Origin of the sequence: Pseudoalteromonas sp. MT33b (assembly GCF_014117385.1) — a bacterium.
Taxonomy (GTDB): Bacteria; Pseudomonadota; Gammaproteobacteria; order Enterobacterales; family Alteromonadaceae; genus Pseudoalteromonas; species Pseudoalteromonas lipolytica.
Genome location: NZ_CP059832.1, coordinates 197,324 through 211,130, shown reverse-complemented (window position 1 = coordinate 211,130; position 13,807 = coordinate 197,324). Strand labels below are relative to the sequence as shown.

Sequence of the window (13,807 nt, the reverse complement as noted above, 5' to 3'; positions counted from 1 at the left end):
CGGTAACTGTGCAAACCAATTCATAGCGCCTCCAAAAACACAGCAAGCTCAAGCGATGACAACAAACACTGTTGTTTAATATTGAATAAAGCGGGGGTGTTTATGATGCATTGATGCGCTTCATTTAAGTCAACGACACAAAGGGTCGGTTGGTTATCGTAATAGCTGCCCCAACTCGCAGGGTCTTGAAGTGCATAGGCATTCGCAACACCAATTTCATTGCAATGAACACCCAGCATTTTTAATAAAGCACGTACTTTACGAGTGGCACAAAACACTAAATGGCTTGCCCCTGCTTGATAAAGCGCTTCGTTCATTAACACAAAATGCGCCAAGGTGGCTTTTCGATGCGTTGAGCACAAATTACCTAGCTCAAAAATCTGCTCACGCTTGGCATTCACGAAATGCTCAATAGGCGCTGGCAGGTACTGTTCAATAAACAAAGGATATGATGCAGAGCGAAGCCCTAGCGTACACACTTCACCATCAATATTGAGCTCGCAAAGTAACGGCATAAATTGCGTAATTTTCGCATTATAGGCAGCAGCAAAACCTTGCTTAATAGTATTCTCGAGACGGTCACGGCCGTGTCCCCCTTCGCGTACACAAACAAAAGTGGGATCGTTTACTTGCGTATATTGTGAGTGTTTAACTGACAGCATTATCGTTCGCTCCACATAGGTTATGTGTAAAATTTATCGAGCGAAACTTAAATAAAACTTAAGAAATATTTATTTTTATAAAATATTTTTATTTCCTTGAATTGAAATGCGTTTATGTTCATTAAAAACAAAAATGCCAGTCGCAAGGACTGGCATTTTATCGCTCAGATAATAAAGCTATTTAACCGTGTTATTTAACGATGCTCATTTCTTTTAATAAGTTTTGGGCATTGTCGACCTTATCCATCACCCACAGCATGTAGCGTGAATCAACATGGATAGAGCGATTTAGATTAGCATCGTAATCCCAATCACCAATAATACTCTCGTACACACCGTCAAACAGTAAACCAACCAGCTCGGCATTGCCGTTTAAAGTAGGTGAACCTGAGTTACCACCTGTGGTATCAACATTCGATAAAAAGTTAACGGGCACCGTATTCATGCCACCCGTGTAGTCGCCGTAAAGCTTTTGTTTAATCAACTCATTTTGCTTTTCAGGAGAGTTGAATGGTTCAACGCCGGTGTTCTTTGCAAGCAATCCTTCTAAAGATGTAAAGGGGGTTGCCACTAAGCCATCCTGCGGTGAATAGCCGCCTACCGTGCCATACGTCACACGTAATGTGCTGTTAGCATCAGCATAAACAGGTTTGTTCATCGCTTTGTTGTAAGCAATAATGGCTTCCATTAGAGCTGGGCGCGCAGCTTGTTGCTTGCCTTCAAGCTCTTTTTTCGCATCTTCAATGTCTTTCATCACGTTAAAAATAGCGTGTGCGTATTGAATAAATGGATCGCTGCTTTGCTTTAATTGTGCAAGGTCTAAATCAGTCATCCATAGACGCTTTGTTTCATCGCTTAGCACTGAGTTAGCATACATATCATCAAGCAAAGCCTGTTGCTTTTGCTTGTCAAAACCAGCGCTTAAACCAAGTGCTTTATCAACTTCTGCAACACGCTCGTCGCTTGGTAGCGCTGCATACTGCTCAATAAAGTACAGTAAAATAGCTTTATCAACCGTTTCGTCGTAACGGCGGCTCATGCTTTCTAGGCGAGATTTAATACGTGGAATATCACGCTCTTGGTAGCCGCTTTCACGTTCTGCGTCTGGCTTTTGCTTTTCATAGGCTAAACGATACAGCATGCGCGCTGATGACATCATTTGCGAACGATGCACATACCCTAACATGCGGTCGCGTTGATTATGCTGCTGCGACTCATCGACTAACGCAGTTAAATCTGCCAACACGCTGCCGTATTTAGCTTTACGTTGACTGTCTTTATTAATCCACGCTGCTAGATCTTTTTCGAATTGCTGTTTGCGGGTATACATTGAACCTTTATTAAAGCTCTCTATCATTGAGCCATAATTTTTAATGTAATTGTTATAGCCAGCGATTGTGCTTTCGTAAGCAATACGCGCCGCGGAACCCTCTGGGGCATTTTCTTCAATCAATGAAACATATTTTGAATTGTATTTGCGTGCCAGTGGATAAGCCGTGTTAAACACGTAATCAACCTCAGGTGAAATACGGTAGCGGTTAGTGCTACCTGGGTAGCCCGTTACCATTACAAAGTCACCCTCTTGTACGCCCTTGGCACTGACTTTTAAAAACGCATCGCTTTGGTAAGGAACATTGTCTTTAGAGAACTCAGCGGGCTTGCCATCCTTGCCCACATAAGCACGGTAGAATGAAAAGTCACCCGTGTGACGCGGCCACATCCAGTTATCAATATCGCCGCCATATTTACCCACGCCCATGGCTGGGGCATACGCTAAACGCACATCTTTAATTTCAAGTGACTTAATTAAGTAATACTCTAAGCCACCATGAAAAGTATACACATTACAGCGGTAGCTATCATCTTGCTCACACTCGCTTACCAATGCTTTTCGGTTTGCTTCAATGGCATCAAAACGCGCTTTACCTGTTAGGGTATCGGTGCCTTGGTTTACTTTATCTGTGACTTCAACGACATCTTCAGTCACGTACACGCGTGAACCTGGTGCGGCAGGCACTTCTTCGGCATGATTTTTAGCAAGAAAGCCGTTTTCAAGAATGTTGTTCTCAGTTGTTGAGTTGTACTGAATTGAGCCATACGCACAGTGATGATTTGTTACCACTAACCCTTTAGGTGAAACAAACGAAGCGGTACACCCCCCAAGGCTGATAACTGCATTCATTGGAAACTCTGTCAATTTTGAGATTGACTGTACGTCGATGTTCAAACCTTTCGCTTTCAAAATTGATTCAAGTTCTGGCAATTGGTGAGGTTGCCACATACCTTCGTCTGCAACAGCAACATTTGCCACAGCGAGACCCACTGCAGCTGCAATAAATTTAAAACGCATAGAATACCTTTATATTATTTTGTTAATCATTTTTAGCGGTCGTATCATTCACCTTGTTTTGTACAATAGCAATAATTTGCGACTACGATTGTCAAAGTTTGTAAACATTTAAGCCTACTTAGCCTCGTAAACCACGGCATTATGCGCATGCAAACTTTCTTGATGTTCAATTTTAAACTGATAGTCAGCAAGCCCATTCATTGCCTCTAAACATGCCTTTAATCGCCTTGCTGCATCCTCACAAAATAATAAGTTTTCTGCATTAAGGGCTGCAAATGCTTGCTCATCTTCACGCTTAACCGCGGTTTGCACGGGAGTACCAATTGCGTGTTCACATGTTTGTATAAAATGCGAAAGATCAGGCAATTGTTCACTCTCAAAGGTGGCGTCTATGTAAGCATAAGAGCGCTGGCTATGCGGCGTTGCAATCGAGCTTTCTTCACTGGCAAGCCAGCCTAACAATGCGTGCTTATCGATGCTGTCCTCTTTAAAATGTGTGTCGACCGCTTCACTTAAAAGCTGTCGCGACAACGCCGCTGAGCACGGGCATGTACTACTGTAAGCAATCGTGACGTTTAATTTAACCGTTAGGTGCGCTTGCTGAGTAATGGTTAACACCACGGGGTAAGCGTTATACCCCGCGTTATCACTGAGCAATGCCGGTTTTAACAACGGTAAATCAAAATGCAGCACCAGCTTTGCTCCTTGGCTTAAGTCCTGTTGAGAAGCAAGCATGTGGTTCATACACTCAGCCAATCGATGCTGAGTTAATGTTTGCTGTGCCAACATCTGATTAAGCATTAAATACAAACGCGACATATGAATGCCTTTAGCATTGCTGTCTAGGCTAACAAACACATCGGCAAACGCATTAAGCGCCACATTTAATCCCGCCAACTCAAGCTTGATAGGTAAGGCTATTTTTTCCATACCGACCCACTTTAACGGAAATTGAAAATGGCTATTACTGTGTGAGGTTATATCGGGTAAATACATAATGGATTCTTATAAATGACTAAAATTTAAAGCCTGATGGCCTTTTCCTAATGACTGACTTAAAAAATAAAATGCCAATACTGTTTATTGAATAATTAATGATACAATATAACATACCATTTAATCACTAAGAATGGGGCTAAAAAATACGGTTGCTTTTAAAATTGACAAAAAGGCGATATGATTTTGGTCTGTTTATATAATAAAGACAGTCGGGGTTTAGGGTAGATTCACCACTTATCGCAGCCAATAATCACCTTATCGCAACGGATGGGGTCATTCGTCGTCATCCACAGTATCCTCAGTCTATTGGTTACACAGTCATTGTGCTCCTAGTGAGCATAACTGCGCCGCGACTAACTATTAACGAAGCTTTCGCATTACCGGCGCAATTTAATTTTAGAAATAAAAAAGAGATAAACAATGAAACACTTACTCGCAACAGCGATCAGTTCAGCGTTATTGTTAACGGCCTGTTCTGAACCACAAACAACAGCAAACAATACCACTACAGAGCAAACAGCACCGGCAAGCGCTGTTGAACAAACAAACCCACTGTTTGTGAAAAGCGAACTACAATACGAAACGCCTGATTTCAACGCCATTAAAGATGAGCACTTCATGCCTGCTTTCAATAAGGGCATGACAGAGCAAATGGCAGAAGTTCAAGCGATCATCAACAACACAGCAAAGCCTGACTTTGCTAACACCGTTGTTGCACTTGAAAAAAGCGGTGAATTATTAACGCGCACACGCAGCATTTTTTATAACCTAGCAGGCAGTGATTCAAACCCTGCTCGTCGTGAAATACAAAAAGAACTCGCTCCAAAGCTTGCTGCACATAACGACAATATTTTCTTAAATAAAGCGCTGTTCGACAAAGTTGCTAGCGTACATGAACAAATGGATTCTTTAGCGCTAACAGCCGAAGAAAAGCGCTTACTTGATGTTTACTACAAGCGCTTTGTACGTGCAGGTGCAAAACTAAACGCAGAAGAAAAACAACAAATCCGTGATATCAATACAAAGCATTCAAGCTTAACCACGCAGTTCTCGCAAAACCTACTAGCACTGACTAAAACCAACGTTGTGTTAGTTGATGACAAAACACAGCTTGAAGGCTTACCTGCGGGTCAAGTTGAACAGCTTGCTAATGCTGCCACAGAAGCGGGTCACCCGGGTAAGTACCTAATCAAAATCACTAACACCACACGCCAACCAATTTTAGCCACACTGAAAAATCGTGACCTGCGTGAAAAAGTATGGCGTGCATCTGCAGAGCGTGCTCTTTCAGGCGAAAACAGCAACCGTGAAATTGTTGCTGAACTTGCTAAGTTACGTGCTCAAAAAGCCAAATTACTAGGTTATGACAGCTGGGCTGCGTTTGGTTTAGAGTCGCAAATGGCGAAAAAACCAGAAGCCGTATTTGATATGTTTGCCAGCATGATCCCGGCATTGATGCAAAACGTCAACGCAGAAGCGGCAGCAATCCAAGCGAAAATTGATGAGTCAGGTGAGCAATTTAAGCTGCAACCGTGGGACTGGTTATTCTACGCAGAGCAAGTGCGTAAAGATAAATACAACCTAGATGAAAACGCTGTTAAAGAATATTTTGAATTTAACCGCGTATTAGAAGACGGCGTGTTTTACACAATGAACCGTTTATACGGTATTACTTTCAAACCACGCAACGATCTGCCCGTTTATCACCCAGATGTGAAAGCGTACGAATTATTTGATGCAGACGGTAAGAGCTTAGCTATTTTCTTTGCTGATTACTTTGCCCGTGAAGGTAAACGTGGTGGTGCATGGATGAGCTCGTTCGTGAAACAGTCTGGCTTAAAAGAGCAAAAACCCGTGGTTGTGAATGTTATGAACATTCAAAAAGGTGCCAATGGCGAACCAACACTTATCAGCTATGATGAAGCCACGACAATCTTCCACGAATTAGGTCATGGCCTACACGGCATGTTCTCAAACGTGAAGTACCCAACATTGTCTGGTACGTCGGTATCGCGTGACTTCGTAGAGTTCCCTTCTACCTTTGAAGAAGACTGGGCAATGTACCCTGAAGTTATCGCTAATTATGCAAAACACCACAAAACAGGTGAGCCAATTCCTGATGAATTACTGAAAAAAGTAATTCAATCTCGCAGCTTTAACCAAGGCTACGATACGCTTGAGTATGTTGCAGCAGCGCTGTTAGATATGGAATGGCACTCACTAAGTGCAGATGCTCCCCTGCAAGATATCGAGAAGTTTGAACAAGAAGCACTGACTAAACACGGCGTGAACGTACCATTTGTTCCACCTCGTTATAAATCAGCCTTCTTCTCACACTCTATGGGTGGTGGCTACTCAGCTGGTTACTACGCATATATGTGGAGTGAAATCTTAGCGGCAGATGCCTTTGCTTATGTACAAGAGCAAGGTGGTTTAACACGCGAAATGGGTGATAAATACCGTAAAGAAATTTTAGAAGTTGGTAACTCACGTGACCTTATGGAATCGTTCAAAGCATTCCGTGGTCAAGAACCTGATACCTCAGCGCTATTAAAACGCCGTGGTTTAAAAGCGACTGTTCAGTAGAGCAGTTGCGACTCCCCACTTTGTGCTTATAAAGGCACGAAGTGGGGGCATTTCGCTAGGCAATGGCTATGTGGGATTAACCCCGTAGTTTCACACCGACCTGTCACAACGTTTTATGCCGCGTTTTTAATAATTTAGAGCTTTTCTATTCCACCACAAAATCAAAGTAGGTGGCTGGGTATGCCTGAGGCTGATAAGTAAAGTGCCACCATTCCATTGAATACGGGGCAAAGCCTGCATCGGTCATCAACTGTTTAAGTTTATATCTATTTGCTTTTTGACTGGGGCTAATTCGTGAGTCGTCGGTGTTAGAAAGGGTATCAAACATATCAAACGGTGACCCCATATCAAGCTCTTTCCCCTTAGAGTCAACCAACGTTAAGTCGATAGTTGAACCACGGCTGTGGCCTGATTTAGCAGCAATATAGTCGCCAAGCAGCTGGTCTTTCCCTAAATTTGGATAAAACTCAGCTTTTGTGCGGGTATCCTCTAGGTCGTTTACCCAACGCACAAAATGATTAACAGCGCGTTGTGGGCGGTAACAATCAAATATTTTTAGACCAAGTCCCTCAATTTGCGCCGCATTTTGCACTTTTTTAAGCGCATTGGCAGCGCTGGTGTGCAATAAACACTTAGGGGCATTATAGCCCTCTATCGGTTTGCCGACAAAGTTATGATGGCCAAAATAACGAATATCGAGCATCGCATTTGGCAATAATGCACCGACATCTACAAACTCGCTGCGCTTATCTTCTTGTGGGGTTGCATTGACCGATGCCGCGCCCAGTAATGCCACACTGACAAAGGCCATTGATTTAGACACGCTATATAAGTGAGTGAATGCCATTAAATTTATCCGTTAATAACTTAATTAATTTCACTATTACACAATAAATAACTTATTCCAACTCTGTCGCCTCAAAAAGCGACGTATCCTGTTGATCATAAATCGTATCGACAACACAGCGATTGCGACCAGTTCTTTTTGCTAGATAAAGCGCTTGGTCGGCTAATTTCATAACGTCGTCTAGGCTTAATTGCTCAAGCGGCCAGCCCGCAATACCAATCGATACATTAATATTACCCACTGGTTCAATAATGCTCTTAGAAATGCGTATACGTAAACGTTCAGCCAATTGATACGCACGCTTAGGGTGCACATTAGGTAAAATAACAATGAATTCCTCACCGCCAGTGCGTGCCACAATATCGCTATCACGCGTCACATCGAGGAGTATTTTTGCTAAAGATTGCAAAACAACATCGCCAATATCGTGACCAAACTCATCATTTACGCGTTTAAAGTGATCAATATCAATCGCTAATACCGCAAATGAGCGCTGCTGTGCCATTAATTGGCTTAACTGCATATTTAAGCTTCTTCGATTGTGCAAACCCGTTAACGGATCTGTGTGTGCTTCGTGACGCAAAAGGCCTATTTTACTTTCTAACAGCCCAATCCCTTTGAGCATTGCTTTTCTCAGTTCATCGCTCTCATAATACCAAGAGCGAATGTGTTTAAGTGCAACTGATGTTGTGGGCTCATCCAAAGTATTTGCTGTTTCAGCCAGCTTTCTTAAAGGCTGAGCTATCAATTTTGCAAGCACCCAAATTAACACGAATGTTAATATTCCTATTGGCGTCGTTTTAATAAATACTTGCCACATTAAGCTATCAAGCGGTGCAAGGGTACTTTCAAGCGGACGTTGTGTTACCACACCCCAGGGTGCCATTGTCATGGGGGCATACCCCGCTAACATTGCAACACCTTGACTATTAATCACTTGTTGCTTACCAACTTTGCCTTTAAGCACAGCATTGATCACTTGGTTATCAAATACTTGCTCACCTATGCGCTCTTTATCGGGGTGATAAAGCAAACGGTTGTTTTCATCGACGACATACAAATACGAGCCGTCTTGGTGATAATGTACCTGCAATAGTTCGTTGAGAATACTGGCACGCTTTAAATATAACGTGCCGCCTACATAGCCAATAAATTCATTGTTTGAGTTAAATAACGGCTGTGACATAAAAATCAGTAAGTTACCGGCCATTGAGATATAGGGCTCACTGATCATAGGGACGCGATACGACAGCGCGGCTTTGGTACCAAAACTATCCACTTTACGATTTTGTAAGTTAAGTGAAAGGGGCGACACCCCTAATATGTCACCAAACTTATTGACAATAATTGTTGAATTAAAACTGTTTGTTTGCAGCCTTAATCGTTCTGCTTCAGCATTAATGAGCGTTTGATTTGTAAAATCTGCTTCAAGTATTTTGGCAACGTATGCTAATTGCTGCTGCGCCGCCAATAAAAAGTTATCGGTAGCAGACACAAGCTTCGCCGCATACGCTTTATGATTATTTAATGTGTTATCTATCAGCTGCTGTTTTTGAACTTGATAGCTTGAGTAGTAACTATTTAGCAAGGTAATGAGCGTTGCAGAAAACGCCAGCAGTAAAATTAAGCGATGCAGGTTCAAGCCCGCTCTAAGACAATTAAGCACGATACATCTCATTTTATAAAGCCCAATCTCCGTATCGAGCACATCTAATACCTTTATACTAGCAATTATAAATTTGTACCTCTATAGAACTTTTCTCAAATATTGATTTAGCGCAACAATAAGTGCATTTACTCTAATAAATCACTTTATTGATTAACCACTGCCATAGATTCATAGATTCGTAGGTTCATAGGTTCATACACTTTCATTTAAATTCATGCGTGTGGTGCCCTACTTTATAAAAAATTAGATACGGCTTGCTTTATAGGAATAAATTATCTAGATTGAAATCATCAATAAAAGATAAAAAATTCAAAATGAAACAACACTGTTCATCCATTCTAAACACATTACCGCCGCATCGCTTAATGGCGCTAGACGTTATGCGCGGCTTAACCATCACCGCAATGATTCTAGTAAATAATCCGGGCAGTTGGAGCGCAATGTATTGGCCGCTAAAACACGCTGAGTGGCATGGCTGGACACCAACCGATTTAATCTTTCCCTTTTTTATTTTTATTGTTGGTATGTCGATTACTCTTTCTGTCGATAGCATGCGAGCTAAAGGGTTTAACCATGCTTATATACTAAAAATGGGGGCAATTAGAGCCGTTAAACTACTTGCTCTTGGTTGGTTTTTAGCACTGTTTTTTTATAATTTTCGTGATCCAACCTTTAGCTGGATTGATGACACACTTTTGCAACTGAGAGTACTTGGCGTGCTGCAGCGTATTGGCTTAGTGTATATCGTAGCACTGTGTTGTTACCTCTATTTAACGCCTCAAAAAATTGCATTAACCTGTATTAGCTTACTTGCAGTCTATGCTGTAGCGATGCTTTACCTTCCCTACCCACTGCCCAACGGAGATGTCGTTAATGGTTTATGGTTACACGGTAATAATTTAAGCGCGTGGATTGATAATGCAGTACTGGGTAGTCACCATGTTTATTATGCTAAAGCACAGCCCTTACCTTTTGACCCTGAGGGGATTTTCTCTACTTTGCCTGCCATTGCCAGCGCGCTGAGTGGCATACTGGCGGCGGTGTACTTAACCAAACAAACAGACCTAAAAAAACAAGCGCGCGTCTTTATCCTCACAGGTGTGTTAGCGGTTATTGCAGGCTACTTAATCTCGCCACTTACACCTATCAATAAAGCACTTTGGACACCAAGTTATGTGTTACTCAGCTCTGGACTTGCAATAATTACCTATGCGTTTTGCAGTGCAATTTTAGACATTTACAAAGTACGTGCATGGGGTGCTCCCTTCATTGTGTTTGGTGCTAACGCCATTTTATTCTTTATGTTTGCAGCAATACTGGCGCGGTTATTAATTATGATCCCCGTGGGGGATACAAGCTTAAAGGGCCTTATTTACGGCTCAATAAACACGTTGATCACAGATAACCACTTAGCTTCTTTTGTGTTTTCGTTGCTGTTTTTAGCTGTGTCATACGGTGTGATGTATGGCTGCTATAAGAAAGGCATTTTTTGGAAAGTGTAAATAATGAATTAAGCCAGTTGTGGCAACACAACTGGCTCGTAAATAGAACTGACTGTTAATAAGACAGGCTCCTAATTAACAGTGCTGCTTTGCTTATCAAGTAAATACAAAATAGATTGAACTAATGCCACTGTGTTCAGTTAAGCCTATTTCACAACTGCGGCTATTAGACACCCCTCGATTGCAGTTTTTTGGTACCTGTTGTTTGAGTGTTTTGAGCGCATTGGCGTTAAGCTTGGGCAGGTTAAACCCTTTATCGCCAGCAAAGCCGCAGCATTCGATATCAGCCGGAATAATAACGTCTGAGCTGCATGCCTTGGCAAGTGTGACTAAACTTTGCTCTTTTCCTAACCGCTTTGAGCTACAAGTTACATGCAACATAATAGGATCGCTTGTTTGAGTTACCTGCAAATGCGCTAAAAGCTGCTCGGTTGCAAAGTCTGCACTTTCGAAAATAGTCAGTTGCGTATTTTTTGCTGCATTCAATGTGGTTAAAGCGCAAGGACTGGCGTCAAAAACGATGGGGTATTCTCCATTATTTGAACAGTCAATTAGCTCTGTTAGTAATTGCTCACTTTTGTTTTCAAACTCTTTATTAAGGCCTTTACTCGCAAAGGGCATACCACAGCATAATGAATCTGGCTGCTTAGGGATGATAACTTCAAACCCTGCCTTTGCAGCTAACGAATGCATTACTTCGACAAGAGAACGCGTATCATCACTGCCTTTATCGGCAGCAAAAACCCGTCCTGCGCAGCTTGGCACATACACCATTTTTTTATGTTGCGGTTTTTGCTTTACGTGACAATTAATTGGTTGCTCAGCACGAGGCCACGCCGAAAAATACAAAGGCGTACCCAGTAGTCTATGAGCAGGTTTAGTTAAGCTCACAAGGTTGTTTGTGCCGATAGCTTTTTCAAGCACCTGCATCACATTTAAACCCAATCGTGCCTCACCGGCCATGACCGCAAAATGCTTACTCGCAAAGGCTGCAAGCGAGCGTGTGAGTTTGTTTGTAGCCGCTTTTTCAGCTCTTAATGATTTAATAAATTCGCCCGTGTTAATACCCACAGGGCATTTTAAGCCACACAGCCCTGTTGCTGCACACGAATCAATTCCCAGATATTTAAAGTCATTTTCAATAACGGTGAGCTTTTGATTTAACTGTTGCTTGGTTTTTAAATCGTCTGCTGCCTGCAACGCGGAGTGTAATTCAGTGCGATGACGCCACAAAGTTATGCGCTGTCTTGGGGTTAGAGTGAGTCCTTTTGAAGGGCACACAACTTCACAAAAGCCACACTCAATGCAGGTATCAATAATATCGTCACTTTTGGGCATGGTTTTTAAATGTTGCGTATGCGCATTTTTATCAGCATTGATGATCACCCCGGGGTTGAGTATATTTTTCGGATCAAACAATTGCTTAAGCTTCACCATCACGGCAAAACCATCATCGCCCCACTCTGTCGCCACAAAAGGCGCCATGTTACGGCCCGTGCCATGCTCTGCTTTTAGTGATCCTTTAAGCTCAACGGCGACTAAGTTGGCAACATCTGCCATAAATTGCTCATAGCGCGTTACTTGCTGCTTAGTATCGAATGCTTGTGTAAACACAAAATGTAGATTTCCTGCCAGCGCATGACCAAAAATGATCGCTTCATCGTAGCCATATTTTATAAAGAGCTGATGAAGCGCATTAACACCCAAAGCCAGCTTATCAAGGGCAAAAGCAACATCTTCTATAATTACTGTGGTGCCTGTTTCGCGCACAGCTCCCACCGCTGGAAATGTTCCTTTGCGAATATTCCACAGTGCGGCATTGCGTACGCTATCTGCCGAAAAGGCGATGGTAGCAAGCGCAGATTCGCTAAACTCATTAATTAACTGCTGCGTGGTGTGCGTAAGCTCATTGAGCGTGTGTGCATCCTCTGCTCTTAGCTCAATTAAAAGCGCCGCGGCGTGCTCTGGGTAATCAGCAACATTCTTGGGCATAATGGCGTGCTCTGCCACTGACATCAAGGCACGTTTATCAAGTAGCTCAACGGCGGCGACATCAAGCTCGCTAAGTCTTTGCACTAACTCACACACTTTGTTTATGTCATCAAAAATAAAGAAGCCGGTGTGCTTATGGCTGTGTTCAATAACCGTGTGGTAAGTGATATCGGTAATAAATGCTAACGTCCCCTCAGAACCAATGATCACATGCTTAATAATGTCTATTGGATCAGAAAAATCCAACAACGCATTTAAACCGTAACCGGTGGTGTTTTTTAGTCGGTACTTATGCGTAATTAGCTCACTGAGTGCAGCGTTTTGCTTAACACTGGCTACTAAATTCATTAACTCATTAACCCAATCGCTATGGGTGCTTAAGAAACGTTGGCAGCTGTGTTCGTCAGCCGTATTAAGTTCTGTGCCATCGGCAAAAATAAGCGTCATATCTTTTAGTGTATGGTAGCTATTTTGTGCGACACCACAGCACATACCAGAAGAGTTATTAGCGGCCATACCGGCAATTTTACAGCTGTTAATCGACGCAGGATCAGGACCAATCTTTTTACCATAAGGGGCCAACACCTGATTGACTCTTGCTCCAATAATGGCAGGCTGAAGACGAATTGCATCGGCGTTATCTAAAATTTCAAAGTTGCTCCAACTATCACACAGCAAAACCAAGACAGAGTCGGTAATTGCTTGGCCAGATAAGCTAGTGCCCGCAGCCCGAAAGGTAATAGGCACGTTATGTTGATTTGCCGCGCTAATAACCTGCTTTGCTTGTTTTTGGTTACTGACAAGAACCACTAACTCTGGAATTAAACGATAAAAGCTCGCGTCTGTTCCATACGCATAGCGGCGCGAGTAATCTTCTATTAATGCGGACTCTGGTAAAAAAGGTGTAATGTATTGTTTAAACGCATGCAATCGGGTTAATGCCATCTCGCCCCCAAGCTAGCCTTAATCTGGTGTGATAAATATGGAATATATTATTACTTTAATTTTAATCAAAAAGCGACTTATTAAATTGATAAATTATCAACTTCGTTCTGAGCAGGTCGGGTTTTCGTTATATTTTTTGGGGTTATAAGTAATATTCAGTGTTTTAACTACGCTTTTTGCAGTCCAAACCAAAAACCGTTAGGGTAGCAAAAAAATACTGTATTTCTATTTAAAAACACATTAACATCTAGAATA

General features: G+C 42.3%; 8 protein-coding genes. 2 read left to right on the top strand and 6 right to left on the bottom strand.

The window, feature by feature from the left end:
- Positions 1 to 20: 20 nt before the first annotated feature.
- The 3 genes from H3302_RS17035 to folE2 all read right to left on the bottom strand — a co-directional run bounded on the left by H3302_RS17035 (position 21) and on the right by folE2 (position 3,942).
- Positions 21 to 662, bottom strand: coding sequence for a thermostable hemolysin (locus H3302_RS17035; RefSeq protein WP_065979225.1), 642 nt, complete (start codon positions 660 to 662; stop codon positions 21 to 23).
- 190 nt (positions 663 to 852) lie between these two features.
- Positions 853 to 3,012, bottom strand: a complete 2,160-nt coding sequence (locus H3302_RS17030; RefSeq protein ID WP_036972550.1) for a S46 family peptidase — start codon at positions 3,010 to 3,012, stop codon at positions 853 to 855.
- 114 nt (positions 3,013 to 3,126) lie between these two features.
- The gene (folE2, locus tag H3302_RS17025; RefSeq protein ID WP_259369919.1) at positions 3,127 to 3,942 is read right to left on the bottom strand and encodes a GTP cyclohydrolase FolE2; all 816 of its coding nucleotides are present in this window, start codon (positions 3,940 to 3,942) and stop codon (positions 3,127 to 3,129) included.
- A gap of 489 nt (positions 3,943 to 4,431) precedes the next feature.
- Here folE2 and H3302_RS17020 point away from each other — a divergent pair, with 489 nt between their 5' ends.
- Positions 4,432 to 6,597: a M3 family metallopeptidase gene (locus H3302_RS17020; RefSeq protein WP_182396666.1), complete on the top strand. Its 2,166-nt coding sequence runs from the start codon at positions 4,432 to 4,434 to the stop codon at positions 6,595 to 6,597.
- A 145-nt stretch (positions 6,598 to 6,742) separates the two neighbouring features.
- Here H3302_RS17020 and H3302_RS17015 read toward each other — a convergent pair whose 3' ends face one another.
- Together H3302_RS17015 and H3302_RS17010 are read right to left on the bottom strand one after the other, a co-directional pair.
- Positions 6,743 to 7,444 carry a M15 family metallopeptidase gene (locus H3302_RS17015; RefSeq protein WP_206770764.1) on the bottom strand — a complete coding sequence of 234 codons (702 nt, stop codon included), beginning with the start codon at positions 7,442 to 7,444 and terminating at the stop codon, positions 6,743 to 6,745.
- Positions 7,445 to 7,496: 52 nt separating this feature from the next.
- Positions 7,497 to 9,086: a sensor domain-containing diguanylate cyclase gene (locus H3302_RS17010; protein ID WP_310735076.1), complete on the bottom strand. Its 1,590-nt coding sequence runs from the start codon at positions 9,084 to 9,086 to the stop codon at positions 7,497 to 7,499.
- Between the two features lie 341 nt (positions 9,087 to 9,427).
- On the opposite strand from H3302_RS17010, the gene H3302_RS17005 reads away from it, so the two are divergent.
- Positions 9,428 to 10,615 carry an acyltransferase family protein gene (locus tag H3302_RS17005; RefSeq protein WP_182396665.1) on the top strand — a complete coding sequence of 396 codons (1,188 nt, stop codon included), beginning with the start codon at positions 9,428 to 9,430 and terminating at the stop codon, positions 10,613 to 10,615.
- Between the two features lie 96 nt (positions 10,616 to 10,711).
- On the opposite strand, the gene H3302_RS17000 is transcribed toward H3302_RS17005, so the two are convergent.
- Positions 10,712 to 13,552, bottom strand: coding sequence for an FAD-binding and (Fe-S)-binding domain-containing protein (locus H3302_RS17000; RefSeq protein ID WP_310735075.1), 2,841 nt, complete (start codon positions 13,550 to 13,552; stop codon positions 10,712 to 10,714).
- Between the last annotated feature and the right edge of the window lie 255 nt (positions 13,553 to 13,807).